At 67.5% G+C, this 26,722-nt stretch carries 26 protein-coding genes; 12 read left to right on the top strand and 14 right to left on the bottom strand.

Annotation, left to right across the window (positions count from 1 at the left end; translation table 11 throughout):
- Positions 1-18: 18 nt before the first annotated feature.
- The 10 genes from murF to G9473_RS09195 form a co-directional block, all read right to left on the bottom strand.
- Positions 19-1,488 (bottom strand): UDP-N-acetylmuramoyl-tripeptide--D-alanyl-D-alanine ligase, encoded by a 1,470-nt coding sequence (gene murF / locus G9473_RS09150; RefSeq protein ID WP_291132689.1) that lies wholly within the window; start codon positions 1,486-1,488, stop codon positions 19-21.
- Positions 1,485-2,999, bottom strand: a complete 1,515-nt coding sequence (locus G9473_RS09155; protein ID WP_291132691.1) for a UDP-N-acetylmuramoyl-L-alanyl-D-glutamate--2,6-diaminopimelate ligase — start codon at positions 2,997-2,999, stop codon at positions 1,485-1,487. Before G9473_RS09155 ends, murF begins: the two co-directional genes overlap by 4 nt.
- Complete coding sequence (locus G9473_RS09160) at positions 2,996-4,870, bottom strand: penicillin-binding protein 2 (protein WP_291132693.1); 1,875 nt, start codon at positions 4,868-4,870, stop codon at positions 2,996-2,998. The genes G9473_RS09155 and G9473_RS09160 overlap by 4 nt, the downstream gene beginning before the upstream one ends.
- Positions 4,867-5,445, bottom strand: coding sequence for a hypothetical protein (locus G9473_RS09165; RefSeq protein WP_291132695.1), 579 nt, complete (start codon positions 5,443-5,445; stop codon positions 4,867-4,869). Before G9473_RS09165 ends, G9473_RS09160 begins: the two co-directional genes overlap by 4 nt.
- Positions 5,442-6,401, bottom strand: a complete 960-nt coding sequence (rsmH, locus tag G9473_RS09170) for a 16S rRNA (cytosine(1402)-N(4))-methyltransferase RsmH (protein ID WP_291132696.1) — start codon at positions 6,399-6,401, stop codon at positions 5,442-5,444. Before rsmH ends, G9473_RS09165 begins: the two co-directional genes overlap by 4 nt.
- On the bottom strand, positions 6,398-6,892 hold the full coding sequence (locus tag G9473_RS09175) for a division/cell wall cluster transcriptional repressor MraZ (RefSeq protein WP_291132698.1): 495 nt from the start codon (positions 6,890-6,892) through the stop codon (positions 6,398-6,400). Before G9473_RS09175 ends, rsmH begins: the two co-directional genes overlap by 4 nt.
- A gap of 220 nt (positions 6,893-7,112) precedes the next feature.
- Positions 7,113-8,099, bottom strand: coding sequence for a hypothetical protein (locus G9473_RS09180; protein WP_291132700.1), 987 nt, complete (start codon positions 8,097-8,099; stop codon positions 7,113-7,115).
- Complete coding sequence (locus G9473_RS09185; protein WP_291132701.1) at positions 8,096-8,518, bottom strand: hypothetical protein; 423 nt, start codon at positions 8,516-8,518, stop codon at positions 8,096-8,098. The genes G9473_RS09180 and G9473_RS09185 overlap by 4 nt, the downstream gene beginning before the upstream one ends.
- A gap of 9 nt (positions 8,519-8,527) precedes the next feature.
- Positions 8,528-9,553 carry a cysteine synthase A gene (locus G9473_RS09190; RefSeq protein ID WP_291132703.1) on the bottom strand — a complete coding sequence of 342 codons (1,026 nt, stop codon included), beginning with the start codon at positions 9,551-9,553 and terminating at the stop codon, positions 8,528-8,530.
- A gap of 55 nt (positions 9,554-9,608) precedes the next feature.
- On the bottom strand, positions 9,609-9,926 hold the full coding sequence (locus G9473_RS09195; RefSeq protein WP_291132705.1) for a 2Fe-2S iron-sulfur cluster-binding protein: 318 nt from the start codon (positions 9,924-9,926) through the stop codon (positions 9,609-9,611).
- 124 nt (positions 9,927-10,050) lie between these two features.
- On the opposite strand from G9473_RS09195, the gene G9473_RS09200 reads away from it, so the two are divergent.
- The 3 genes from G9473_RS09200 (at position 10,051) to G9473_RS09210 (ending at position 13,617) form a co-directional block, all read left to right on the top strand.
- A complete protein-coding gene (locus tag G9473_RS09200; RefSeq protein WP_291132707.1) occupies positions 10,051-10,668 on the top strand; it encodes a DNA-3-methyladenine glycosylase 2 family protein in 618 nt (205 codons plus the stop codon).
- A 115-nt stretch (positions 10,669-10,783) separates the two neighbouring features.
- Complete coding sequence (locus G9473_RS09205) at positions 10,784-12,739, top strand: S9 family peptidase (protein ID WP_291132708.1); 1,956 nt, start codon at positions 10,784-10,786, stop codon at positions 12,737-12,739.
- Between the two features lie 68 nt (positions 12,740-12,807).
- Positions 12,808-13,617 (top strand): SDR family oxidoreductase, encoded by an 810-nt coding sequence (locus G9473_RS09210; RefSeq protein ID WP_291132710.1) that lies wholly within the window; start codon positions 12,808-12,810, stop codon positions 13,615-13,617.
- 10 nt (positions 13,618-13,627) lie between these two features.
- Here G9473_RS09210 and G9473_RS09215 read toward each other — a convergent pair whose 3' ends face one another.
- A complete protein-coding gene (locus tag G9473_RS09215; protein WP_291132711.1) occupies positions 13,628-13,918 on the bottom strand; it encodes a 4a-hydroxytetrahydrobiopterin dehydratase in 291 nt (96 codons plus the stop codon).
- 68 nt (positions 13,919-13,986) lie between these two features.
- On the opposite strand from G9473_RS09215, the gene ccmA reads away from it, so the two are divergent.
- Genes ccmA through G9473_RS09230 form a run of 3 tightly spaced genes read left to right on the top strand, consistent with a single transcriptional unit; the run spans position 13,987 to position 15,916 of the window.
- The gene (ccmA, locus tag G9473_RS09220; RefSeq protein WP_291132712.1) at positions 13,987-14,607 is read left to right on the top strand and encodes a heme ABC exporter ATP-binding protein CcmA; all 621 of its coding nucleotides are present in this window, start codon (positions 13,987-13,989) and stop codon (positions 14,605-14,607) included.
- Positions 14,604-15,254 carry a heme exporter protein CcmB gene (locus tag G9473_RS09225; RefSeq protein ID WP_291132714.1) on the top strand — a complete coding sequence of 217 codons (651 nt, stop codon included), beginning with the start codon at positions 14,604-14,606 and terminating at the stop codon, positions 15,252-15,254. Before ccmA ends, G9473_RS09225 begins: the two co-directional genes overlap by 4 nt.
- The gene (locus G9473_RS09230; RefSeq protein ID WP_291132716.1) at positions 15,254-15,916 is read left to right on the top strand and encodes a hypothetical protein; all 663 of its coding nucleotides are present in this window, start codon (positions 15,254-15,256) and stop codon (positions 15,914-15,916) included. Before G9473_RS09225 ends, G9473_RS09230 begins: the two co-directional genes overlap by 1 nt.
- A gap of 18 nt (positions 15,917-15,934) precedes the next feature.
- Here G9473_RS09230 and G9473_RS09235 read toward each other — a convergent pair whose 3' ends face one another.
- The 3 genes from G9473_RS09235 to G9473_RS09245 are packed head-to-tail and all read right to left on the bottom strand — an operon-like array spanning position 15,935 to position 18,050.
- Positions 15,935-16,339: a hypothetical protein gene (locus G9473_RS09235; protein ID WP_291132718.1), complete on the bottom strand. Its 405-nt coding sequence runs from the start codon at positions 16,337-16,339 to the stop codon at positions 15,935-15,937.
- Between the two features lie 24 nt (positions 16,340-16,363).
- The gene (map, locus tag G9473_RS09240; protein WP_291132720.1) at positions 16,364-17,191 is read right to left on the bottom strand and encodes a type I methionyl aminopeptidase; all 828 of its coding nucleotides are present in this window, start codon (positions 17,189-17,191) and stop codon (positions 16,364-16,366) included.
- Positions 17,192-17,243: 52 nt separating this feature from the next.
- The gene (locus tag G9473_RS09245) at positions 17,244-18,050 is read right to left on the bottom strand and encodes a hypothetical protein (RefSeq protein WP_291132722.1); all 807 of its coding nucleotides are present in this window, start codon (positions 18,048-18,050) and stop codon (positions 17,244-17,246) included.
- A gap of 75 nt (positions 18,051-18,125) precedes the next feature.
- On the opposite strand from G9473_RS09245, the gene G9473_RS09250 reads away from it, so the two are divergent.
- From G9473_RS09250 to G9473_RS09275, 6 genes are all read left to right on the top strand, one after another.
- Positions 18,126-19,514, top strand: a complete 1,389-nt coding sequence (locus G9473_RS09250) for a M17 family metallopeptidase (RefSeq protein WP_291132724.1) — start codon at positions 18,126-18,128, stop codon at positions 19,512-19,514.
- An 86-nt stretch (positions 19,515-19,600) separates the two neighbouring features.
- Positions 19,601-19,981 (top strand): hypothetical protein, encoded by a 381-nt coding sequence (locus G9473_RS09255; protein WP_291132725.1) that lies wholly within the window; start codon positions 19,601-19,603, stop codon positions 19,979-19,981.
- The gene (argC, locus tag G9473_RS09260) at positions 19,978-20,910 is read left to right on the top strand and encodes an N-acetyl-gamma-glutamyl-phosphate reductase (protein WP_291132727.1); all 933 of its coding nucleotides are present in this window, start codon (positions 19,978-19,980) and stop codon (positions 20,908-20,910) included. Before G9473_RS09255 ends, argC begins: the two co-directional genes overlap by 4 nt.
- Positions 20,911-21,064: 154 nt before the next feature.
- On the top strand, positions 21,065-21,403 hold the full coding sequence (locus G9473_RS09265) for a P-II family nitrogen regulator (RefSeq protein ID WP_034903458.1): 339 nt from the start codon (positions 21,065-21,067) through the stop codon (positions 21,401-21,403).
- Between the two features lie 80 nt (positions 21,404-21,483).
- Positions 21,484-22,893 (top strand): type I glutamate--ammonia ligase, encoded by a 1,410-nt coding sequence (gene glnA, locus G9473_RS09270; protein WP_291132730.1) that lies wholly within the window; start codon positions 21,484-21,486, stop codon positions 22,891-22,893.
- A 358-nt stretch (positions 22,894-23,251) separates the two neighbouring features.
- Complete coding sequence (locus tag G9473_RS09275) at positions 23,252-26,662, top strand: autotransporter domain-containing protein (RefSeq protein ID WP_291132732.1); 3,411 nt, start codon at positions 23,252-23,254, stop codon at positions 26,660-26,662.
- The last annotated feature ends 60 nt before the right edge of the window (positions 26,663-26,722 follow it).

The raw sequence follows: 26,722 nt of genomic DNA on the forward strand, positions 1-26,722 counted from the left end.
GGCGTGTTCCCGGCCCGCCTATGAGGCCGGCCTTTGCGTGAAATGTGACACAAGCCTGCCGAGCCCGACCGAATTGGAGCCCTTGACGAGGACGGCATCGCCATGGGTGAGACCATATTGCTCGAGCGCCGCGATCGCTTCGGCAGGCGTGTCGCAATGGTCGAAACCGACGGCAAATCCAAGCGGATTGGCGGGCGTTTTGCGCAGTTCGGCGGCGAGGAAGCCCATCTCGTCGCCCACGAGGATCGCGTGGTCGATTTTCGCTTCGGCAAGCGGCTCGGCAAGCTGGGCGTGGAAGGAGGGGGCGAAGTCGCCCAGTTCCTTCATGCTGCCGAGCACGGCGATGCGCCGGTGGGCGGGGGTCTGGCCAAGCGCGCGCAGCGTGGCGCGCATCGAGGCGGGGTTGGCGTTGTAGCTTTCATCGATCAGCAGCGCCTTGCCGCCCGGCACCTCGACCTGGAAGCGCGCCCCGCGGCCTTTCAGCCCGCCCATCTCGGCAAGCGCAAGGCCCGCAGCGCCAAGGTCGCCTCCGGCGGCGCGCACCGCCGCCATGACGCCGAGCGCATTGGCGATCCAGTGCTCGCCGGGCTCCGCGACCGAGAAGCACAGCCGCCCCGCTCCGCCCATATCGGCGGTGACGAGCGAGCCGCCATTGGCACTCGGGATCGCATCGAGCAGGCGCACGTCGGCTTCGGCGCTGCGCCCGAAGGTGACGACCTTGTGCCCCAGCGCCTTCGCGTGGCCGATGAGGCGCGGCGCCCATTCGCTGTCGGCGGGGATGATCGCGGTCCCGCCCGGCAGCAGCCCGGTGAAGATCTGCGCCTTTTCATCCGCGATCGCCTCGAGGCTGCCGAGGTTCTCGATATGGGCGGGCGCGATGGTGGTGATCAGCGCGACGTGCGGGCGGACATGGGCCGACAGCGGCGCGATCTCGCCGGCGTGGTTCATCCCCATCTCGAACACGCCGAAGCGCGCGCGGGCGGGCATCCGGGCAAGCGAGAGGGGCACGCCGACGTGGTTGTTGTAGCTCCTCACGCTGCGATGCGCCGCGCCCCGGCTCGCGCGGTCGAGGCAGGCGAAGATCGCCTCCTTCATCCCCGTCTTGCCGACCGATCCGGTGATGCCGATGCGCACCGCCTCGCTGCGCTCGCGCGCGGCATGGGCGAGGTCATGCAGCGCGCGTGTGGTGTCCTCGACGAGGACGTGGGGGAAATCGACCGGGCGATCGACGATCGCGGCGACGGCGCCACGCGCGAAAGCGGCTTCGACGAAACGGTGGCCGTCCATCGCCTCGCCCTTCAGCGCGACGAAGACATCGCCCGGCCGCACGTCGCGCGAATCCATTTCGACGCCGGATGCCTGGAAATCGTGGCTCGCCGTGCCACCGGTCGCCGCGGCGATGCCGGCGGCGTCCCACAGGGCGAGCGGCAGCGCGTCGCGCCTGTCTCGCGGCCAGCTCTTGAGCAGCGCTGATGTGTGTCGCGTCATCGACCCTTTTCCTCGTTCGCCCCGGCGGCGCATTCGCGCGCCACTTCCACGTCGTCGAACGGCAGGACCCGCATATCCGCTCCCGCCCCGATAATCTGCCCCTGCTCGTGACCTTTCCCCGCCACGAGTAGGATGTCGTGTTCGCCCGCGCCCCTGACCGCCTCGGCGATGGCCTCGCGGCGGCCTGCGACTTCGAGGATTTCCGCCGCGCCGCCTGCGGCCCGGGCGCCGTCGAGGACGCCCGCGCGGATCGCGCCCGGATCCTCGCCGCGCGGGTTGTCGTCGGTGACGATGACGCGCTCGGCGCCGCTCGCGGCGACTTCACCCATGGGCGCGCGCTTGCCCGGATCGCGGTCCCCGCCCGCGCCGAAGACGACGATGAGCCTGCCTCCCCGGCCCGCATCGACATGGTCGCGCAGGGCCGCGATGGCGGCTTCGAGCGCGTCGGGGGTGTGGGCGTAATCGACATAGATCGGCGCGCCGACCGGCGCGATGGCCGCACGTTCGAGCCGCCCGCGCACCGGCTGGAGCCGGGAGAGCGCGTCGAAGACCTGCCCCGCCTCGCAGCCGGTCGAGAGCGCCAGCCCCGCCGCGACGAGCGCGTTCGCCGCCTGGTATTCGCCGATCAGCGGGAGTTTCACTTGCCGAGCGTCGCCCTCATGCTCGATGGTCAACACCTGGCCGAGCTGGGTCGCTTCGCGTGCGGCGAGCCTTAGAAAATCCCCTTTCGCGCCGACCGTGCGCACGTCGAGCCCGCGCGCTGTCGCCCGTTCGATGACTTGCGGGGTCCACGTGTCGTCGCGCCCGCCGTCATGGATCACCGCCGGGCTGCCGGGCGGCAGGACTTCGTCGAACAGGCGCATCTTGGCCTCGAAATAGGCTTCCATCGTGCCGTGGTAGTCGAGATGGTCGCGGCTGAAATTGGTGAAGCCCGCCGCCGCCAGCACGGGCCCCTCGCTGCGGTATTGCGACAGGCCATGGCTCGATGCTTCGTAGGCGACGTGGGTGACGCCCTCGCGCGACAGCCCCGCCATGTTCGACAGGAAAGTGACGATGTCGGGCGTGGTCAGCCCGGTCGCAACGCTTCCGTCGGGCGTCGTCACGCCCAGCGTCCCGATGCTCGCCGCGCTGAGGCCGCACATCCGCCAGACCTGGCGGGTCATCTCGACACTCGAGGTCTTGCCGTTGGTCCCCGTCACCGCGACGAGCGTTTCGGGAAAGGGCGCGAAGAAGCGCGCGGCAAGCTGCGCGAAGGTCCGGCGCGGCTCCTCGCTCGCGATATGCGCCGCGCCCTCGACGCGCGCCTGCGGAGAGGCGACGACCGCGACCGCGCCTGCCGCGACCGCTTCGCCGATGAAATCCTCGGCGTTGAACCGTTCACCCCGGAACGCGCCGAACACCGTGCCGGGCGCGACCTTGCGGTGGTCGATGGCGAAGCCGCTCACGCTCGCGTCCTGCCAGTCGCCCGCAGCCCCGAGCCCCGCCGCCGCAAGGAGCGCCGACAGCCTCACGTCTCGCCGTCCTTGCCGCGCTTCTCCATGAGGTAGCGCAGGTCCGAGATGTCGACGTCGCGGTTGTCGTCCGGGCGCACGCCCAGCATCGGGCCGATCCGCGGCACGAGCCTGCCCACGATCGGCGCCGCGTTCCACGCCGCGGTGCGCTGGTAGGAGCTTGCGATGGTCCCGCGCGGCTCGTCCAGCGTCACCACCACGACATAGCGCGGGCGGTCCATCGGAAAGGCGGCGGCGAAGGTGGAAATCAGCTTGTTCTTGACGTAGCGCCCGCCGAAATTCTTCTCCGCCGAGCCGGTCTTGCCGCCGACGCGGTAGCCCTTGGCATCGGCGCTGCGGCCCGTGCCGTAGAGCGCGATCATGCGCAATAGCTGGCGCATCCTGGCCGAGGTCGAGGCCTTGAACACCCGCTTTCCGCGCGGAACCTCGCCCGCATCGAGCTTCCTCAGCGTCGCCGGGCGCCACAGCCCGCCATTGACCATCGCGGCATAGGCGCTCGCAAGATGCAGCGGCGTTACCGCGATTCCGTGGCCATAGCCGACCGTCATCGTGCGGATCCGGCTCCAGTCGTCCTTCGGCCAGAACGGCAGCGCGCGCGCGGGCAGCTCGATCTTGGGCCGTTCGTGCATATGCAGGTCCATCAGCACCCGCTTCATCCGCTCCGCGCCGAGCTGGTCGGCGACCCGCATCGTCACCGTGTTCGACGAATAGGCGAGTGCTTCGGGGATGTTGAGCGCATCGCCCTTGTCGCCGTGGTCGGCGAGGCGGCGGCGGCCGATCTCGACGGGACTTGCATCCCAGTCGCGCGACAGGTCGCGTATGACGCCCGCATCGATCGCCGCGGCGACGGTCAGCGGCTTGAAGGTCGAGCCCAGTTCGGAAACCTGGTTGGTCACCCGGTTGACCATGTTGGGCACGTCTTCCTCGGCGATCCGGTTAGGATCGAAATCGGGCAGCGAGGCGAGCGCCAGCACTTCGCCCGTATCGACGTCGAGCACCACGCCCGCCGCCCCGATCGCATCGGTCGCGAGCATCCCGGACCGCATCTCGTCCTCGAGCGCGCCCTGCACGCGCAGGTCGATCGACAGCGCGGCGGGCCGGCTGCGCAGTTCGGGATCGGACAGGCGTTCATCGAGCACCTGCTCCATGCCCACCCGCCCGCCGAGCGTGCCGTCCTCCTCCTCGACCACGTAGCCGAGCACGTGCGCGGCGAGCTTGCCCTGCGGATAATGCCGGTCCTGTTCGCGCGGCGTTTCGAGCGCGACTTCGCCAAGGTCGAAGACGGCGTTGGCCTCTTCGGGCAGGATGCGGCGGCGCAGGTAGGACGGGCGGCCGCTGGCGAGCAGGCGCGCGGTGCGGCTTTCGTCCATGTCCGGAAAGATCGCGGCGAGCCGGGCGGCGACTTCCTGCGGAGAGCGCACCAGCGGACTGCCGCCGTCATCCATCGCGCGCGGGTTGAACCACAGCGCATAGGCATCGAAGGCCCGCGCCAGCGGCACGCCGTTGCGGTCGGTAATCTCGCCGCGTTCGGGCAGCAGCGCGGCTTCGAGACTGGTGCGCGCCGGTCCCTCGCCGGCAAGGCCGAGCCAGCCGAGCCGCAGCAGCGCCGCCCCCGCGAGCAGCACGAAAAGCAGCGCGATCACCAGCAGGCGCGCGCGCGCGGTGAGCAGCAGTTCCTGCCTCAGGCTGACAAGCTGGACCCGCCCCGTCGGCAGCGCCGGGCGCGGCGCGGGAGCGGGCGATACGGGCGGATCGGCGGCGGGACGCCCGCGCGAGGACGGCAGGTCGAAGCCGAGCGGGAGCTGGCGCTGCGCCGCCCCCTCTCCGATTCCGGACGCAAGACGCCCGAAACCGGGAGCCTGGGCATTCATCGGGCGGCGCCCTGTGCCTCGCCCGCGGCCTGCACCTGCGCGCGGGCAGGGCGGATGGGCGAAGCATCGATCAGGAAGTCTCCGAAGGCATCGGCGAAGCGCGCGGCCGCGTCCTCGCTCGCGGCGGCTCCGGCGGAGGCGAAGGTGACCGGCTTGCCGGTAACGGGCGAGACCATCGCGCGCCCATTCTCGTCCGGCGCGCCGCCCCCGCCGGGCACGGATGCCTCGGGCAGGTCGGCACGGGCGACGCGGATCGGCGCGGGCGCATCGGGGCCGCGCGGCTGGCCGAGGCTGGCGAGCTGCCGCTCGCCTTCGATATACTGGTCCGCGCGCGGGGCCTCGTAGCCGAATTCGACCCGGTTCCATTCGGCCAGCTGGCGCTGGTTGGCGCGGGCCTGGAATTCGGTTTCCAGCCGACGCGTCGCGCGTTCGAGCCGGATGATCTCGCGCTCGGCGAGCAGGACTTCGCTCTTCACCGCGTGGACCTTGAGGCTGAGCAGGACGAACAGGCCGACGCACAGCGCCAGCACCGCGGCCCAGCCGAGCGAACGCATCCGGGCGTGCGTGACGTTCATGATGCCTCTCCTGCGTGGGGGCGCGGCGCAGCGGCGGTCCGCACGGCATGGCGCAGGACCGAGGAGCGCGCGCGCGGGTTGCGGGCGATTTCGGCTTCGCTGGCACGGATCGCCTTCGAGACGCGGGCGAAGGTCGGCGCGGGACCGGGAACTTCGCCCGGAAGGTGGCGCGAGACCGCGCGGCCCGCGCCGGATGCCGCTTTGAGGAACCGCTTGACGATGCGATCCTCGAGGCTGTGGAAGCTGACCACGGCGAGCACCCCGCCCTCGCGCAGCAGCACTTCGGCCGCGGCGAGCCCGGCGCGCAGCTCGCCCAGCTCGTCGTTCACGTGGATGCGCACCGCCTGAAAGGTGCGGGTCGCGGGGTCTTTCTTTTCATGCGGCTTGTGGCCCAGCGCCTTTCTCACCACGCGGGCGAGGTCGCCGGTGGTCTCCAGCGGGCGCGCGGCGACGATGGCGCGCGCGACCCGGCGCGACTGGCGTTCCTCGCCGTAGTGATAGAGCACGTCGGCAATCGCGGCCTCATCGGCGGTGTTGAGGAAATCGGCGGCGCTTTCCCCCTCGCCTGCCATCCTCATGTCGAGCGGCCCGTCGGCGGAAAAGGCGAAGCCGCGCTCCGCCCGGTCGAGCTGCATCGAGGACACGCCGATGTCCATCACCACGGCATCGACCTTGTCGACGCCGAGGCCGCGAAGCTCGTCGGCCATTTGCGAAAAGCGCCGCGCGTGGAGCGAGAGGCGGCCCTCGTAGCGCGCGACCAGCGCCTCGCCTTCGGCGATCGCGTGCGGGTCGCGGTCGAAGGCGAAGACGCGCGCGCCCGCATCGAGCAGCGCGCGAGAGTATCCGCCCGCGCCGAAAGTCGCATCGACGATGCTCATGCCGGGTGCGGGGGCGACGGCGGCGACGACTTCATCGAGCAGGACGGGGATGTGGCCAGAGGCTGGTGACGCGTTCACTTGCCGCCCCCTTTCGCCTTCGCCATCAGCGCGCGGCAGGTCGCCTGCGCGCCCTTGAAGCTTGCATCCATCCGCTCGAGTTCTTCCGGGTTCCAGACGAAGAAGAACTTGCCCGCGCCGTGGAAATAAAGCCCGTCGCCGACATGGCCGAGGTCTTTCAGGTGTTCGGGCATGACGAAGCGGCCCGAATCGTCGAACGGGATCTGCTCGAAACCGAACAATTGCTGCGCGCGCACGTCGGGGTCGAAATCGCTCTGGCCGAGCCGGATCGCGCGCTCTTCTTCCTTTTCGAGCTGCGCATGGAGTTCGTCGATGCGCGACAGGCCGAAGCCGACGAGGCAGTCGTACTTGTCGTGGACCATCAGGCAGAGCGTCTTCGCTCCCCCTGAGCTTTCCTTCACCGCCTTGCGGAAGGTCGGGGGCAGGACGAAGCGGCCCTTGTCGCCGGCGGGCGAGAAGGCCTGTCCGTTATATCCCGCAAATCCCGCCACGTGGCCCGTAATCCCCTCTCGAATGCACCGTCCCCGGACACGCCTCCCCCGTCGCCGCCCGAGCGCGAATTCAGGCGGCGCGCCGCGCGAGGTGCGGCGACGCGGGACGGATCGGCATATTTGATGGAGCCCGGTAATATCCGGGAAGGATGCGGGTGAAAAGGGGATTTCGCGGGATTTCGCGGGATTAATTGGTAAATATCTGTTTTATATAGATATTCTATCCTACACTCCGGTTTCGCACGGAGCTCCCCCCGTATGAATTGCGCGAACTAAGCCCCCGTTTCGCCCCGAAATCCCGCCCGATTCCCGCTCGATCCCCACTCATCCCGCCGCAGCGCGCAGGCTTTCCCGCGAGATCCCCGGAAGGCGCGCAGGCGAAGGCGAAATCGAAGAGAGCGGCGATGGCCGAAGCCCCCTGCCCGGCCTCTGCGGCGAGGCCCTCGTGCTCGAACAGGGCGGCGTCGGCGAGCAGGGTGACGCTGCCTTCGCCCACCCGGCACCGGGCGAGCGCGCGCTCGGCGGCGAAGGTGCAGGCCGCGCCCCGCTCGCCTTCCGCGCGCACCTCTCCGGCGAGCGCCAGCGGCAGCGTGCCTGCGGGAAAAGCGGCGAAGCGCGGAGCAGCATCCTGCGTCTCGTCATAGGCGACCGCGAGCCCCCAGCGCGCCACCACCGGCGGGATAAGCGCAACCGCGTTGGGACGGCGCGGATCGCCCAGCGGCAGGTCGTATTCGCCGGTCAGCATCGGGTCGAGCACCAGCAGCAGCCGCCCGCCGCCGCGCACCCAGCCATCGAGCGCGACATTGTCCGCCGGCGAAAGCCCGCGCGGCTGGATCACCGCGAGCCGGCCCAGCCCTTCGAGCGGGTCGATCTGTGGATCCTCGGGTGTCAGACCCGGTGTCGGGGCGAGCGTGTCGAGCGGGACCAGCCGCGCCGCGCGCTCCATCGCGCGGCGCTGCCACGGCGGCTCGCCCTCGCCCCGCGCCATCTCGGCAATCCCGATGCCGAGCGGGCGATAGAGCGGGAGGCCGGTGTGGAGGCCCACCTCCGGGCGCTCGGCCCGGGTTGCGGATGGCGCGGCGGAAGGGGCGGCGGCGACAGGCGGATCGCCGGGCAGAAGCAGGCGCGGCAGGAGTGCGCCGAAGCCGACCGCGAGAGCCGTGACGAGGCTGCCCACGAAAGCTGCGCGGGCCGCGCCCTGCCTCACCTTGCGCCTGCGTCGGAGTCCTGCTGCTCGGCCCCGGCGCCCGCCTGCGTCGAAGTGACCGGCCGCGTCCCCGGCGGGCCGTTGGTCGGCGCGGGACCGGGGCGCGAATGCGGATCGGGCGCGGGCTCGGGCTCGCTCGGCGGGACCACGCCCGCATCGGCGAGCGGGTCGCGCTGCGCCGGGGCCGGGCTCGGCTCGGTGGTGGGCGCGGCGTCGGGCACGGCGGCCTCTTCGACGAGGTCGGCCTGGCTGCCGATGATGCTGGCGAGCCCGACCAGCAGGACCATCGCGCAGATGCCGAACAGCCCGACCTGCAGCCGCTGCATCGCCTCGGAGCGCGTCCCGCCGAGCGGTGCGCCCTCGGGCGGATTTTCATCCGTCCCGGCGGGTTCCATCGCGAAGAGCCTGCGTGCCTTCATCGCGCAAGCCTAGCGCGCCGCATCGCCGCTTTCCAGCCAGTCGAACACCGGCAGGCCCTTCGAACGCAACCATTCGGCGTTGTAGAGCGTCGAGAGGTAGCGAAAGCCGGTGTCGCACAGGATCGTCGCGACCTGCGGGTCCTCGCGTCCCTCCGCGACGAGCTGCCGCCCCAGTTCGACCGCACCCGCGACATTGATGCCCGACGACAGGCCGAGGCACAGTCCCTCCTCGCGCAGCAGGCGTTCGACCCAGACGAGCCCTTCCTCGTCGGAGATGCGGAACTGGGTATCGATCGGCGCGCCTTCGAGATTGGCGGTGATGCGGCCCTGCCCGATCCCTTCGGCGACCGAGGAGCCCTCGGCCTTCAGCTCGCCATGGGCGAAGTAGTTGTAAAGCGCAGCGCCGTGCGGATCGGTCAGCGCGATGCGGATGTCGGGGTTCTTCTCTTTCAGCCCCATGCCCACGCCCGCGATCGTGCCGCCCGTGCCCGCGGCGCAGGTGAAGCCGTCGATCCGGCCTTCGGTCTGGTGCCACAGCTCGCGCGCCGTGCCTTCGATATGGGCCTTGCGGTTGGCGATGTTGTCGAACTGCCCCGCCCAGACCGCACCTTCGGTCTCCTCCGCCATGCGGCGCGAGACGTGCTGGAAATGGTTGGGGTCGGCATATTTCGTCGGCGGGACGAGGACGAGCTGGGCGCCCAGCGCGCGCAGCGTGTCCATCTTCTCCTTCGACTGGTTGTCGGGCATGACGATCACGGTCTTGTAGCCGAGCGCGTTGGCCACCAGCGCGATGCCGATCCCGGTATTGCCCGCTGTGCCCTCGATCACCGTGCCGCCCGGCGCAAGTTCGCCGCGCGCCTCGGCATCGCGGATCATGTAGAGCGCCGCGCGGTCCTTCACGGACGAGCCGGGATTGGCGAATTCGCACTTGCCCCAGATGGTGCAGCCCGCCGCCTCGCTCGGCCCGGCGAGCCGGACAAGCGGAGTGTTGCCGATAAGCGAAAGCGTGTCGCCGATGGGCGCGGTGATATTCATGGAACCGAACTAGGGCCGGATCGGCCCGCCCGCAACGGTGAATCCCGCTCCGGGATCAGTCCTCGGGCGCGATCGTCACCTTCAGCCCGTCGAGTTCGGCGGTGAAGGGGATCTGGCACGACAGGCGCGAGGTTTCAGTGCGGTGGTCGGAGCTTTCGAGCAGGTCGTCCTCGTCCTCGCTCATCTCGGGGAGCTTGTCGGTGAAGCCCGCGTCGACATGAACATGGCAGGTCGCGCACGAGCAGCACCCGCCGCACAGCGCGAGCAATTCGTCGAAGCCGTTGTCGCGGATGGCTTCCATCACCGTCAGGCCGTCCTCGACCTCGATCTCGCTCGTTTCGCCTTCGCGATTGGTGACGACCAGCTTGGGCATGGGCTTTCGTTCTCCTGCCGATGGGTTGCGCGCAGGCGGCCTGCGCTATCGATGAAACCTGCGGGCTGCTAGGCGAGTTTAAAGCGTGAGGCAAGTTAGGGGATTTGAGAGTGGGCGCTGGCACATGGGATTGAGCGAAGGGCAGTTGCGCGGCGCGCTGGACGAGGTCGCGGCGCGCGACGAACGGGTCGCGCGCGAACTGGAGCGGGTCGGCTATCCCGCCCCGCGCATCCGCGAGCGCGGCTTTCGCACCCTGCTGCGCACCATCGTCGGCCAGCAGGTCTCGGTCGCGGCGGCGGCTTCGATGTGGGCGAAGCTCGAAGCCGAACTGGGCGAGGATTTCGCCCCCGGCGACCTGCTCGCGCGCGATTTCGATAGCCTTCGCGCGTGCGGGCTTTCGCGGCAGAAACAGGGCTATGCCCGCTCGCTGTGCGAACTGGTGGCGGCGGGCGAGGTCGATCTCCACGCCCTGCCCGAAGGCGACGAGGAGGCGATCGCGCTGCTCACGCAGGTCAAGGGCATCGGGCGCTGGTCGGCGGAGATCTACCTGCTATTCGCCGAGGGCCGCCCCGACATCTGGCCCGCCGGCGACCTCGCCGTGCAGGAAGGCGTGAGGCGGCTCGCCGGCATGGAGGAACGGCCGAAGGAAAAGGAGACCCGCGCGCTCGCCGAAGGCTGGGCGCCGCATCGCGGGGCGATGGCGATCTTCACCTGGCACTTCTACGCCAATCCGGCGCTTTAGCACGCCCGTCGAAATCAAGTTGGCGCCGAACACAACTTTGGCGTGGAAAGCGCCTCTGGCATTCGCCGCCATGGGGCATACATGGCCCCGCAGCCCACCGAGAAGAGGAGAGACCATGCCCCCCGCCGAGACTTTTCCGATCATCCCGCGCGACCACCTCTTCGGCAACCCGACCCGCGCGCAAGGGAGGATAAGCCCGGACGGCAAGTGGCTTTCCTGGCTCGCCCCGCACGAAGGCGTGCTCAACATCTGGCTCGCCCCCGCCGACGATCCGGATGCGGCGAAGGTGATGACCAAGGCGACGGCGCGCCCGATCCGCGAGCATTTCTGGGCGCCGGATGCGAAGAGCATCGGCTATATCCAGGACAAGGACGGGGACGAGAACTTTCTGCTCTACCGCATCGACGTCGAAACCGGCGAGGAGCGGGCGATGACCCCGTTCGAGAACACGCGCGTGCAGATCGTCGGAGCCTCGCACACGATCAAGGACAAAGTGCTGGTCGGGCTCAACAACCGCGACCCGCAATTCCACGACGTATACCGGCTCGACCTCAACACGGGCGAGATGGAACTGGTCTACGAAAACAATTCCTATGCCGGGTTCATGGCCGACGACACGCTCACCCTGCGCATGGCGATGCGCCAGAACGAGGCGGGCGGGACCGACTATTTCCGGGTGACCGGCGGCGAGGTCGAGGACGAGCCGTTCGAAAGCACGGCGATGGAGGATTCGCTCACCACCTCGCCAGCAGGCTATACCGCCGACGGGTCGGTGCTTTACTGGATCGACAGCCGGGGTCGGAACACAGCCGCGCTCTATGCGCAGGACACCGCGACGGGCGAGCGCACGCTGATCGCCGAGGACGACAAGGCCGATATCGGCGGGACGATCCGGAACCAGGATACCGGCGAGGTTCAGGGCTATTCGGTCGATTACCTCAAGACCGAATGGACCGCGATCGACGCCGGGATCGGGGCGGCGCTCGACTGGCTCGGCGAGCGGCTCGAGGGCGAATTCGGCATTGCCAGCCGCACCGACGACGACCGCACCTGGATCGTCTGGAACGATCCCGTCACCGCGCCGATGCGGACCTTCATCTTCGACCGCGATGCCGAAACGCTGGAGCCGTTCTTCGTATCGCGCCCCGAACTCGAAGGCGCGCCGCTCCAGCCGATGCACCCGCTCGAAATCGAGAGCCGCGACGGCCTGACGCTCGTGTCCTATCTTACCCTGCCGCCGGGCAGCGATCCGGAGGGCACGGGTCGCCCGGGCAGCGCGCTGCCGATGGTGCTGCTGGTCCATGGCGGGCCGTGGGCGCGCGACGGCTATGGCTTCGATGCGATCCACCAGATGCTCGCCAATCGCGGTTATGCCGTCCTGTCGGTCAACTTCCGCGGCTCGACCGGCTTCGGCAAGGATTTCCTCAACGCGGCGAACAAGCAGTGGGGCCTTGCCATGCACGACGACCTCATCGATGCGGTCCGCTGGGCCGTCGGTGAGGGGATCGCCGAGGAGAACAAGGTCGCGATCATGGGGGGCTCTTATGGCGGCTATGCGACGCTCGCCGGGCTCGCCTTTACGCCCGAGGTCTTCGCCTGCGGGGTCGATATCGTCGGTCCCTCGAACCTCGAGACGCTGCTCTCGACCATCCCGCCCTACTGGGCGCCGATGGTGAAGATCTTCCACGAACGCATGGGCAATCCCGACACCGAGGAAGGCCTCGCCCTGCTGCGCGCGGCGAGCCCGCTGCACAAGGCCGAGAAGATCACGAAACCGCTGCTGATCGCGCAAGGGGCGAACGATCCGCGCGTGAAGCAGGCCGAAAGCGACCAGATCGTCGGCGCGATGAAGGAGGCCGGAATCCCCGTCACCTATGTCCTCTACCCGGACGAGGGCCACGGCTTCGCCCGGCCGGAGAATTCGATCGCCTTCTTCGCCATCGCAGAGAACTTCCTCGCCGAATGTCTCGGCGGGCGCGCGGAGCCGCTGGGCGACGTCCTCGCCCCCTCCACTGCCGAGATCGTCGAGGGCGAGGAATATGTGAAAGGACTTGCCGCAACGCCCGGTTGAAGTCTGCTGACAAACTGCGCCGCCCGCTCTAACGGTTGCAAAACGCAATCAATGGGAGAGGGACACTCATGGCGGACGAGCGGCGCAGCATCTTCATCAGCGGCGGGGCATCGGGCATCGGCCGCGCGATCGCGCGCCATTTCGGCGAGCGCGGCTGGTTCGTCGGGATCGGCGACATCAACATGGCCGGGATGGAGGACACGCTCGGCCTCATCCCCGGCGGCTTCAAGTATGCCCACAAGCTCGACGTGCGCGACCGCGCGGCGTGGGACGAGGCGCTGAACGCCTTCCGCACCGCCGCCGGGGGGCGGATCGACGTGGTCGTGAACAATGCGGGGATCGGCACGGGCGGCCCGCTCGCCGAGCTCGAGACCGACGAAATCGAGCGCTGCCTCGACATCAACCTCAAGGGCGTGCTCTTCGGCTCGCAGGCGGCCTATCCGCACCTTCTCGACACCGCGCCCGGATCGATTCTCGTCAACATCGCGAGCGCAGCGGGCATATCTGGCGGCACGGGGATGAGCGTCTATTCGGCGACCAAGTTCGCCGTGCGCGGGATCACCGAAAGCCTCGATGCCGAATGGGCGCCGGAGGGAATCAAGGTCGCCTCGATCTGCCCGAGCTTCATCGAGACGCCGCTGCTCGACGGGACGGGCAACCGCCGCTCGAACGAAATGGTGCGCGACCGGGTCAGGGCCGCCGGGCTCGAGATCACGCCGGTCGAGGAAGTCGCCGAGGCGGTCTGGAACGCGGTCCACGGCGAAGACCTGCACTACCTCGTCGGCAAGACCGCGCGCCGATTGAATTTCGCCAAACGCTGGTTCCCGAACAAGGTCCGCAAGCAGAACCGCGCGGGCGCGGCGCTGCTCGGCAAGTGATCGCCGGAGGCTAGACCAACCGATCGATCGCGCGGGCCATCGTCGCATCGCGCACCGACAGGCCGTCGGCATCGTGGGTGGTCAGCGTGATCTCGACCTTGGCGTAGACGTTGAACCATTCGGGATGGTGGTCCTGCGCCTCGGCGATCAGCGCGACCCGGCTCATGAAGCCCCAGGCTTCCGAAAAGTCGGCGAACTGGAAAGTGCGCCGGATCGCCTTGCCGTCGTTGATGAGCTCCCATTCGGGATGGTCCTTCAAAAGCGCCTTGCGGTCGTTCTCGTCGAGTTCGGATACGGCCATATCGGGGCTCCCTGTTGGCTGGTTCGCTGCTTGTGAGGTGGGGTTCTTTTGCCTAACGCACGAGCGCAATGGAAGGTTCTGTCCGCTTCGCTCCCGATATTCGCCTCACAGCGCAGGGCCTTGCCTGCCGCCGGGGCGAGCGGCTGCTGTTCAAGGGACTGTCCTTCGAACTTCGCGCGGGCGAGGCGCTGCACCTCACGGGCGCGAACGGGACCGGCAAGACGACGCTGATTAGGACGCTCGCGGGGCTCGCGCGGCCTTATGCGGGCGAGGTCGGGGCGGTCGGCGCGCTCGGCCTGCTGGATGAACGCCCCGCGCTCGATCCGGACCTGCCGCTTGGCCGCGCGCTTCGTTTCTGGGAGCGGGTCGACGGCGGCGCGGAGCGGGAGGCGATCCATGCGCGGCTGGGTCTCGACCGGCTGCACGAAGTGCCGGTGCGCTATCTTTCGACCGGGCAGAGGAAGCGCGCCGCGCTCGCCGTGCTGATGGGACGGGGCGTGCCTTTGTGGCTGCTCGACGAGCCGCTTTCGGGGCTGGATGCGGGGGCTATCGCGAACGTCACCGGCCTGATCGCCGAGCACGTCGCGGGCGGCGGCATCGCGCTCGTCGCATCGCACCAGCCGCTCGCGGTGCCGGGCCTCCAAAGCCTCGCGCTCGAGGATTTCGCCCCGCGGGAGGAGCCCGCGTGATCGGCGCGCTGCTCCGCCGCGACCTTGCGAAGTTCCTGCCTTTCACGGGGAGCGGGGCGGCGCTGCCGCTCGTCTTCTTCGTCGCGGTCGCCATGCTCTATCCCTTCGCCGTGGGGCCGGATGCGACCCTGCTCGCGCGGACCGGCGGGGGCGTGGTGTGGATCGCCGCCCTGCTCGCCGCGATCCTGCCATTGGACCGGCTGGTGGCGGAGGACATCGAGCTTGGCGTGTTCGACCAGTTGCGCCTGCGGGGCGTGTCGGAGGAGGTCATCATGGCGGTGCGCCTGCTCGCCCACTGGCTCAGTTTCGGTCCGCCGTTGGTGCTGGCGACCTTCCCCGCCGCCGCGCTTCTGGCGCTCGAAGGGCCGGCGCTGCACCTGCTGCTGCTCGGCCTGCTCGCGGGAACGCCGGGGTTGGCGGCAATCGGCCTCATCATCGCCGCGCTGACCGCTTCGCTGCGCAGCGGAGCCGCGCTGTCGGGGCTGCTGCTGGTCCCGCTGGCCCTGCCCATCCTCATTTTCGGAGCGGGCGCACTGGCGCGTCAGGACCCGGCGAGCCTCGGCTTCGTTGGTGCGGCAAGCCTGCTGCTGGTCGCCATCGCCCCCTTCGCGGCCGGAGCCGCCATTCGCGCCGCGAGGGAGAACTGATGCGCGCCCCCGAAAGCCATCGCCAATCTAACCTGCTCCTGAGCCGCATCGCGCAGGCGCTGCTCGGCTTCACCCTCCTCGCCTTCGCGGCCAAGGCGATTGCCGACCCGGCGGTGCAGGCGCGCTACACGCCGATCGTTGTGCTACACGCCACGAGCATGGTCGCGTGGCTCGGTCTCCTCGCCAGCCAAGCGTGGCTCGCGGCGGAGCATCGGCTCGATTTGCACAAGGCGTTCGGGCGGGCCTCGATGGCGCTGGTCGGAGCGATGGCGGTTTCGGGCGCGATCATCTCGGTCAATATCGGGCGGGAGCTGGGCCGCCCGGAGGTGACGGTGGTGAACCTTGCCGCCTTCGTGACCTTCCTCCCGCTCTATTTCGCCGCGCTCCATTTCGCGCGTCGGCGCGATATGCACGCGCACCGGCAGGCGATGCTGATCGGGACGCTGGCGCTGATGACCCCCGCCTATGCGCGCGTGGTGCAGGTGGCGGGCCTGCCCGATCCCGTCGCGATCGCGGCGCAGGTGCCGATTACGCTGGCGATTGCGCTGGGGTACGAATGGAAAGTGCTGGGGCGGGTGTCGAAGCAGATTGCGTGGATGCTCGGCTTCTCGCTCGGCGTGATTGCGGCGATGGTGGGCGTGCTGGTGGTGTGGTTCCTTTGATCTGATTGCATTGCTGTTTTAAGCTGATCCACCGATCTCCGTATTTAACAGCAATCCGGCAGAGAACTCTTCGGGATCAAAAAACAGATCCTCACCTTCCTCACACAACGGTTGGGAGGCAGCGCGTTCAATTACCTCTTGGTGAATGAACGTGGCACCGTCTGCGCCCGGCATTGTCCACCCTGCCGCCCCATTCTCACTGATCAATTTTGCCAAAGCCCTCAACCGAAAATTAAGCGCTAGGCACATGTCCTGTCGCTCACCATCGGGTAAGCCTAAGTCGTTAACTACATGGACTGCCGTGATCGACGAACCAACAAACCCCCGATCTTCAGGCGCTAACTCGCTTATCCGGCCCAAAACTTCTTCGAGGATTTCCGGATCGACTTCTATCGCGTTAATCTTGTCAGAAAACTTCGACATTAGGCGATCCTCCAATAAAGCCAATCAATAAGGCGGCTTGTCTCTTCCCGTAGGGCTCTTGGTGAAGATCTCCACCCCGTCCTCGGTGATCGCGAGGGAATGCTCGAACTGCGCGGAAAGCGACTTGTCGCGCGTCACCGCGGTCCAGCCGTCGCCCAGCACCTTCGCCCAGGGCTTGCCGAGGTTGATCATCGGCTCGATCGTGAAGAACATTCCGGGCTTGAGTTCCGGCCCCGTCCCCGCCTTCGCAGCGTGGACGACTTCGGGCGCGTCGTGGAACAGGCGGCCGAGGCCGTGCCCGCAGAACTCGCGCACCACGCCGTAGCGGAACTGCCTCGCATGGGCCTCGATCGCGGCGCCGATGTCGCCGAGCCGTGCGCCGGGCTTCGACGCCGCCTCGATCCCCAGCATGAGGCATTCATAGGTGACATCGACCAGCCGCTTCGCCTTGATCGACGGCTCGCCCGCGTAGAACATCCGGCTGGTGTCGCCGTGCCAGCCGTCCAGGAGCGGCGTCACGTCGATGTTGAGGATGTCGCCTTCCTTGAGCACCTTCTCAGACGGGATGCCGTGGCAGATCACGTGGTTGATCGAGATGCACGAGGAATGCGTGTAGCCGCGATAGCCGAGCGTCGCGGGAACCGCGCCCGCATCGAGCATCATCTCGCGGATCTTGGTGTCGATGCTCTCGGTCGTCACGCCCGGCTGCACCCACTCGGCGCATTCGTCGAGGATGGTCGCGGCCAGCCGTCCGGCCTTGCGCATCCCCTCGAAGCCTTCCTCGGTGTGAAGCTTGATCGTGCCGTCGCGGTAGACGGTGTCCTTGCTGTCGACGGGCTGGTATTCGGTCATTTCGGCTACATAGCGAGCGAAAGGCGGTCTTGCGAGTCCCTCGCGGGTGAAGTCAGGGCGCAGCGAAAGCTGAGCGGTAATCCTCCTTCACCGCATCGACCAATGCGCGCGTCACCGGGACGGTGACGACATAGGGCCCCTCGGCATAGGCCCCTGCGACATAGGGCGCTGCCAACACGCGGATCGCATCGATCGCCTCGCCGCCGCTTGAAACCGGGACGATCACGAGCTGGTCGAAACCGGGGCACCGCTCGATCATCTCCGCGCGCGAGGGATAGACCTCCCCGCGCCGCTCGGCCTGGGCATCGACAAGCGCTTCGCAATAGGGCTCACGCAGCGCATCGGAGAGCGCCGCGGGCGAGGTGAACAGGTCCATCGGCTCGAGCGCCTGTCCCCGTTCGCGGTCCCACACAGCCGCGTCGAAGAAAGAATTGGGATGCGCGCCGCCCGAATAGATGCTCGTCTCGCCTTCGAGCGAGAGGAAACGCGCCGTGTCGGCGGCGACATTCCACGACGTCGTATGGCTGCGCGCCTTGCAGCCGACGCAATCCTCGCCCGCGAAATCGACGAGCGCCTGCTCCCAGTCGTCCTTCTGCTCGGCAAGGGCGGAATCGCGCCGTTCGGCGAGAATGGCGGCGAGCTCGGGAATGGCAGAGGCGGCGGCGGGCCAGGAAAAAGCGAAGTCGCGCGTGCCGCCGTCCCTTTCGTCATTGTCCTCGAAATCGACGGGACGCGGGTCATCGGTCGGAGAGACGGCAAGTTCGACGCCCCGTTCGCCCGCGATCGCTTCGCCCATCTCCTCGGGCGAGGAACAGGCGGCGATCGCAAGCCACGCCCCCATCACCGGACCCAAACGCATCCTTCCCTCCCCTTGCGGCTCCGCCTGTGAGAATTGAAACGTGACAAGCGCCAACGCGCGATTAAGTAGCCCTCTATGACCGATGCCAGAGACCTGATCCAGCCCGATCGCGGCCAGGACGCGACCCCGATCCACCTCGTCAACAAGGACGGCTTCGAGGACTTCGCCAAGACCCTCTCCGCCGGCCAGCGGGCGAGCCTCGCCGCGCAGAAATTCGACGGGAGCGGCTATCAGGTCGGGATCGTGCCCGATGGCGATGGCTTCTTCGCGGTCGGCGGGGTCGCGAATCCCGACAGCCTGTCGAGCTGGTGCATGGCAGCCCTCGCCGAGGCGCTGCCAGAGGGGACCTATCGCCTTGCGGGCGAGCGCCAGCCGGGGGTCGCCATGTTCGGCTGGATGACCGGGCAATACCGCTTCACCCGCTACCGCGCGGAGGACAAGCCGGTAGGCGCGCGCGTCCTGCTCACCACCGAGATCGCCCGGATGGAGGCGCTCGCCGCAGAGGCCGCAGCCGAGATGAAGGTCCGCGACCTCGTCAATACGCCGGCCGAGGACATGGGCCCCGCCGCGCTCGAAGCCGAATGCGAGGCGCTGGCGAAGGCGCACGGGGCCGAGCTCAAGGTGACGCGCGGCGATGCGCTCGAACAGGAATATCCCATGGTCCACGCGGTCGGCCGCGCCGCCGCGCGCCACCATGCACCGCGCATCATGCACCTGATGTGGGGCAAAGAGGGCGACCCGGTCCTCGCGATCGTCGGCAAGGGCGTGTGCTTCGACTCGGGCGGGCTCGACATCAAGCCTGCCAGCGGAATGCGGCTGATGAAGAAGGACATGGGCGGCGCGGCGCACGCGATCGCGCTCGCCGGTCTCGTCATGGCAGCGGGGCTCAAAGTGCGGTTGCACCTACTGGTCCCGGCGGTCGAGAATGCGATTGCGGGCTCCGCCTTCCGCCCGGGCGACGTGCTGAAAAGCCGCAAGGGGCTGACGGTGGAGATCCACAACACCGACGCCGAAGGGAGACTGATCCTCGGCGATGCGCTGACCCGTGCGAGCGAGGAGGAGCCCGACCTGATCGTCGATTTCGCCACGCTCACAGGCGCGGCGCGGGTCGCGCTCGGCCCCGATTTCGCCGCGATGATGTCGCGGCGCGACGAAACCGCCGAGGCTTTCCTAGAAGCGGGCAAGGCCAATGACGACGCGCCCTGGCGCCTGCCCCTGCCCGATTCCTACCGCGAATGGCTCTCGAGCGACATTGCCGACCTTGCCAACGCCCACCAGAACGCCTTTGCCGGAGCGAGCGTCGCGGGCCTGTTCCTCGACCGCTTCGTGGGCGAAGGGATCGACTGGGTCCATTTCGACACCTTCGCCTGGCGCCCCTCGGCCAAGCCCGGACGGCCCAAGGGCGGCGGCGCCTACGGCCTGCGCGCGAGCTGGCACGCGCTCAAACAGCGCTACGGCGGGTGAGGCCGCCCGCCTCGCTTGCCCGCACGCAGGCTTGCAGCTAAGCGCGCGGTTTCACCGGTTCCCGACACAGGATTGCGACACGAGACATGAACGGCGCGCGAGGCGACAGCGTTGAGGGCAAGGCGGGCTACGCCGTGCCGGGCGGCGTGCTGGGCCTGACCGGCCCGGTCGAGCGCCCCGCGCCGGGCACGCTCCCGCTGCGCGGCGACCTTGCCCATATCGCGCTCGCCGGACAGCATCTTGCGGCGCATTACGTGATCCCCGAGGCCCGCACGCTCGGCCCGGACGGGGCCGAACTGCGCCTCCTCCCGCGCGAGGACAGCGAGGTGCTGCACCGGCTCGATCCGGGCACTCCATTCGAAGTGCTCGATATCGCGGGCGACTGGGTCTGGGGCTGTCTCGGGCCGGAGGGGCCGAGCGGCTATTGCCGGATCGGCGACCTCACGACGCTGGAACACGGCTCTTGACCCACCAGGTCTTCATCGACGGGGCGGCAGGCACGACTGGCCTCGAAATCCGCGAGCGGCTCGCGGGCCGCGAGGAATTCGACCTGATCGTGCTCGATGACGCGCAGCGCAAGGACGAGGCCGCGCGGCGCGAGGCGTTGCACGAAGCCGACATCGCGATCCTGTGCCTGCCCGACGAGGCCGCGCGCGAGGCGGTGAAGCTGGCCGAGGGCTCCGACACCCGGATCATCGACGCCTCCAGCGCGCACCGCGTGGCGGAGGGGTGGACTTATGGGTTCCCGGAAATCATCGGGCACGAGAAGATCGCCAAGGCGCGTCTGGTCAGCAATCCGGGGTGCTACCCCACCGGCTTCCTCGCGCTCGTCGCGCCGCTTGCGAAGGCGGGGCTGCTGCCGAGCGACTGGCCTTACACGGTCAATGCGGTGAGCGGGTACTCGGGCGGAGGCAATGCGCTTATCGCGCGGTTCGAAGCCCAGCCCGACATCGCCTTTCGCGCCTACGGGCTTCAGCTGGGGCACAAACACCTCGCGGAAATGCGGGCCTTTGCCAGTCTTTCATTCGAACCCGTATTCTCGCCCAGCGTCATCCCGGCGCACCGGGGCATGGTGGTCGACGTGCCGATCCCGGCCCCACTGCTGAATGACCGAAATTCGGCGCCTATGCTCGAGAGCGAATTGGCGAGCGTCTATGCGGACAGCGCCATTGTCACCGTGCTTCAATACCCCGACCAGCCGAACGAGATCCTGCTGAGCCGCGATGCCGAGCCCTGGGACGGGATGGAACTGGCCGTGTTCGATGGCGGCCCCGAGAGCGGGCAGGCCCGTCTTGTCGCCCGGCTCGACAATCTTGGTAAGGGCGCTTCCGGCGCGGCGATCCAGAACCTCAACATCATGTGCGGCCTTCCCGAAACCGCGGGATTGCGCCTGTGAGCGGGCCTTCTGCCCAAATTTCGGGCAGATTGCGGCACGTTCACGAGTCCTGTTGCGCCGCGCGTCACAATCTTGCTAATTCCATAGGCACACCTTCCGATTCCTTGCGCTACAGCTTGGGTCGAAAAACGGGCCGCGAGCGACAGGGGACGACGTGAAAAAGATCGAGGCGATCATAAAGCCCTTCAAGCTCGACGAGGTGAAGGAGGCGCTGCACGAAATCGGCGTATCCGGCATCACCGTCACCGAAGTCCAGGGCTTCGGCCGGCAGAAGGGCCACACCGAACTCTATCGCGGCGCCGAATACGTCGTCGATTTCCTGCCCAAGAAAAAACTCGAAGTCGTCGTCCCCGACGACCAGGCCGCGCGCGTGGTCGAAGCGATCGCGGCAGCGGCAAAAACGGGGCGCATCGGCGACGGCAAGATTTTCGTCAGCACGATCGATTCCGCCCTGCGCATCCGCACCGGGGAGACCGATGACGATGCGATCTAGGCATTCCTGATTTCCTCGCCCGCCGCTTGCGGCGGGCTCCTCTCCAACCACCATCGAAATCAAGTGGAGGCAGTGACACAATGGCAAGCGTGAATGACGTCCTCAAGCAGATCAAGGACGAGGAAATCGAGTGGGTCGACCTGCGCTTCACCGATCCCAAGGGCAAGTGGCAGCACCTCACCATGGCGGCGAGCGCAATGGACGAGGACGCGCTGGAGGACGGGCTGATGTTCGACGGCTCCTCGATCGAGGGTTGGAAGGTCATCAATGAAAGCGACATGATCCTCAAGCCCGATATGGAGGCGGTCTACACCGATCCCTTCTCGGCGACCCCGATGCTTGCGGTGTTCTGCGACATCGTGGAGCCCTCCGACGGCCAGCTCTACGAACGCGACCCGCGCTCGACCGCCAAGCGCGCCGAAGCCTACCTCAAGTCCTCCGGCATCGGCGACACGGTGTTCGTCGGGCCGGAGCCGGAATTCTTCATGTTCGACGACGTGCGCTTCGAGGACGGCTATGCCGGCTCGGGCTTCGCGATCGACGACATCGAACTGCCCGGCAACACGGGCAAGGAATACGAAGCCGGCAACATGGGCCACCGCCCGCGCGCCAAGGGCGGCTATTTCCCGGTCGCGCCCGTTGACAGCGCAGTCGACATCCGCGGCGAGATGGTCTCGACCATGATGGAAATGGGCCTCAACATGGACAAGCACCATCACGAGGTCGCCGCCGCCCAGCACGAACTGGGCATCACCTTCTCGACGCTCACCAAGACCGCCGACCAGGTGCAGATCTACAAATATGTCGTGCAGCAGGTCGCCCATGCCTACGGCAAGACCGCGACCTTCATGCCCAAGCCGATCAAGGACGACAACGGATCGGGAATGCACACCCATATGTCGATCTGGAAGGACGGCGCGCCGACCTTCGCCGGCAACGAGTACGCGGGCCTTTCGGAAACCTGCCTCCACTTCATCGGCGGGGTGATCAAGCACGCCAAGGCGGTGAATGCTTTCACCAACGCGACGACGAACAGCTACAAGCGGCTCGTCCCCGGCTTCGAAGCGCCGGTCCTGCTCGCCTATTCGGCGCGCAACCGCTCGGCCTCCTGCCGCATTCCCTATGGCGCGGGCGAGAAGGCCAAGCGGGTTGAATTCCGCTTCCCCGATGCGCTCGCCAATCCCTATCTCGCCTTCTCGGCGCTGCTGATGGCGGGGCTCGACGGGATCGAGAACAAGATCCACCCGGGCGAGGCGATGGACAAGAACCTCTACGACCTGCCGCCCGCCGAACTGGCCGAAGTGCCGACCGTGTGCGGTTCTCTACGAGAGGCGCTCGAGGCGCTCGAGGCGGACCACGAATTCCTGCTGAAGGGCGGCGTGTTCTCGACCGACCAGATCGAAGCCTATGCCGAGCTCAAGTGGGAAGAGCAGCTGCGGCTGGAAACCACCCCGAGCCCGGTCGAATACGATATGTATTACAGCGCCTGATCCGACCCGAAGCGGTCATGGAAGGCCGCAAGGACAAGACGAAGCCGCCCGGAGCCGATCCGGGCGGCTTTTTGTCTCCAGGGTATCAGTAACCCGGCGGTCGGTGCGCCCCGACGCGCGTCCAGGCAGGGCGATAAAGTGATCGGCCTGCGGCAGGAGATCGACGCATTGGCCGAATTCGTACCAAGGGCTTGATGCGAAGTGCGGGCCCATCCGATCCGCAACATCAGTTATGGAGTGTGACACATCTGCAACATGACTGCGGAACTCCATTTCGGGGTTGGATAGCAATTTACTCGCGAGATCATTCCATTAGGAATCCTTGCGAGTGTCCATTGAACAGCAACAGGGTCTAGCCATGAAATCCGATTTCCGCCTCCCCGGCCTTCTCGCCGGCTCAGCAACACTTGCCCTCGCTGCGGCCGGCATCGCCGCTCCCGCTCAGGCGCAGAACGCGCCGACCGCGCCGGACGTGATGGTGGTCCCGAACGAGACGACCGATTCCGAACAGATCGTCGACAATGAAGGTGAATTCGACGGTGTGGGTATGCTCTTCAGGGCGGACGGTTCGGTCTGCACGGGTTCGCTGATCAATCCGCGCACCGTCCTTTTCGCAGCGCACTGCGTAAACAATCGGGCCGCTTCCGATTACGGCCCGAACGGAGTCCCGGCGGCCTGGTCGTTCAATGTGGATGCCCTGCCCGGCTTCCAGGACTGGTTCAGCAATGCCTTCGCCAGCAATCCCGACCTCGCCGTCTTCAACGTCTCGCAGATTCAGTACGATCCCCGCTCGTTGGAAAATCCGGCGGCAGGCGGCTTCATCGAGGCGGATATCGCCCTTGCCACGCTCGACACGCCGGCCGCCAATATCCCGACGTGGGCCGTGCTGTTCTCCCCCCTGCCCGATCCGGGCGAGATCGATCCGGTCACCGGGACGGGCTATTTCGTCGATATCGTCGGGTATGGCGGGACCGGCACGGCGGCCACGGGGGCCAGCCTCGGGATCGATTTCCGTCGCCGCGCGGCGGAGAACATTCTCGGCGGGTTCTTCTCGCTCGACGATCGCAACGCGATCCTGTTCGGTCCGGGGCCGGAAAGCCTTTCGCAAAACCTCTATTTCACGGATTTCGATTCGCAGGATCGCAGCCCGTTCGTAGACATCAACATCACGCGCGACGATGCGCGACCGAATGAAGGGACGACGGCAGGCGGCGACTCCGGAGGTCCGCTGATCCTCGATGCTGAAAACAACACGCTGACCGACGAGGATCTCGTCATCGGTGTTCTCTCGGGCGGATCACGGGTGTTCGGCGTACCGTTCAGCTCGATCGGCACGCAGAGCTTCTATCAGCCGCTCTTCCTCTACTGGCAGTATATCGCGGCCAACAATCCCTATCGCTATGTCGGGACGAATGGCGGCGACGGGGCTTGGGAGGATCCCGATCACTGGGTCACCCTGCTTGATCCGGCCTACCGCATCATCGACGAAAGCGGCGCTGTCGTGAACGGCCTGCCTTCGACGCCGGAGCTTGCGCTCGAAGGGACCGAAGGCGATTTCGGCGCGATCTGCATCGAGTTCGAAGGACCGGGCGATTTCTGCACCGACCTTGCTACCGGCACGACAACGCCGACTTTCAACGCCGGAGCAAGCGCCACTGCCCCGGATGCCGAGCTCAGCGTCGGGGTCTGGAACAATCGGGGCCAGGTCACGCTCGAGCGCGGCGGCGAAGCGACCGAAAGCGACAATCGCGGTTTCGTCGACCTCGGGCTTGAGGATTTCCGGTCCGCTGCAAGCCAGCCGGGCGGCGAAGCAATCGCCCAGGAGGCTGTGGCCGAGGGCGGGGCCGGCGGCGGCCTGCCTGCCCCCACACTCGCCAACGGCCTTCCGGGCGCGAGCGGCTTCGTTCCGGACAATGTCGATCCCGTCGTCAGTGCCGACCCTGCGCTTGCCGTCCAGGGACGCTATTTCGACGTCACTCTTTCCGGATCGGGCACGACCACGCTTTCGAGCACGGTCGAGATTGACCGCCTTATCGTGCGCGATTCGGCGGGTCTTGCGATCGATGCCGATGGCGACCTGACCTCGCTCATCAACGTCAGCCAGTTCGGGGGCAATGTCGCGGTCGATGGGAGTCTTGCGAGCATCGGGGACTACACGCTTTTTGCCGGTATGCTGTCGGGGTCTGGCACGATCGAATCGCCCTTCGTGACCAGCATCATGGGCGCGATCTCGCCCGGTGAGATGGGGACGATCGACACGCTCACTATCGACGGCAATCTCGTCATGTCGTCGGGCGCGACGCTGCTGGCCGACATCGACGCGGCTGGAAATTCGGATACGCTCGCCGTCACCGGCCTTGCCAATGTCGGCGGTGTCGTCGGCATCGGCCAGGGCATCACCGGCCAGGTCAACGGCAATGGCCGCACCTACACGATCCTGACCGCCGATGGCGGGGTCAGCGGCGCGTTCAGCGAAACCACGATTTCCGCGATCCTGAGCCAGTCCTTCACCTACACCGAGAATGCCGTTCTGATGCAGATCGAAGCGGCAAGCTATGCCAGCGTCGTAGACCCGGATGATCCGGTCCAGTCGGCCTATGCCCAGTTGTTCGACCAGAATCGCTCGAACGACAATATCGCGGAGATTTTCGCGCTCGACTTTGCCGATGCCGACACGATCCGCTCGACCTTCAACGGCCTTGCCCCGGTTACCGAGGCGGCGGTGAGTTCGCTTACCCAGCAATCGGTCAACCTGCTGCAGAACTTCAACGACCGGCGCCTTCGCACCGCCGATCGGTCGAAAGCGGGCGGCAAGATCGCGAAAGTCGGCTCCCCGCTCGAAGCCACCCAGGCAAGCTTCCAGCGTTTCGGCCAGCCGGTCGGCGCGGGGGCGATGGCGCTGCAGGGCGGCGAAGGCGATGCCGAGGTGATGGACGCCGACCTGCCCGAAAACGTGGCGCTCTTCCTTGCCGGGGGCATCGTCTCCGGCGAAGCCGACCCGCTTCCCGGCTACACCGGCAACAGCGACATGGACGGCCTGTATGTCGCGGGCGGCCTCGAATTCTATCTCGGCGATAGCACGATGATGGGTGTTTCGGGGTGGTTCTCGTCGGTCGAGGCGGACACCGCCCTTGGCCAGCGAGCCGAAGCCGATACCTTCGCGGGGTCGCTCTATGCTCGACACCGCGCGGAAGGCGGCCTGATCCTCGACGGTCAGCTGACCCTGGGTTCGATGAACCTGACGACAGACCGCCGGGTCGATTTCCTCGGCAACCCCCAGGCCCTTTCGAGCGATGACAGTGACACGCTGTTCTCCGCTGCGGTGGGCGCATCCTATGATCTGCAAAGCGGGATCGGTACGCTTTCCCCAGGGGTCGAGGCGCGCTTTGCCAGCGTGGATCTGTCCACGGTCGAGGAACGGGGCGGCCCGCTGGGGCTTCAAGTCAACCGCGAAACCTATCGCAGCGCCCAGGCTCGCGGCGGTCTCGATTACGAGACGTCGGGCGATATGTTCCAGGTCAATGCGACCGCGCAGATGGTCTGGGAGTTCGAAGAAGGCCCGCAGCTTCTCTCCGCCCAGTTCGTGCGCGGAAACGGCCCGGCGGCGAACTTCGTAGTCGATGGCGCCGACCGGACGTGGGGCGAAGTCGGCATCGGGGCGACCATCGGCGATGGCCCCGTGACGGTCGGCTTCGGTTTCGACGCGACGATCGGACGCAGCACTGCGGACACCCGGGTCTGGAGCGCAGAGGCGACCTGGCGCTTCTGATCCGGTCGGCAGGCTTGGAATACAAGAGGGGCGCTTCACCGAAACGGTCGAAGCGCCCCT

This window comes from Erythrobacter sp. (assembly GCF_011765465.1).
GTDB lineage: Bacteria > Pseudomonadota > Alphaproteobacteria > Sphingomonadales > Sphingomonadaceae > Erythrobacter.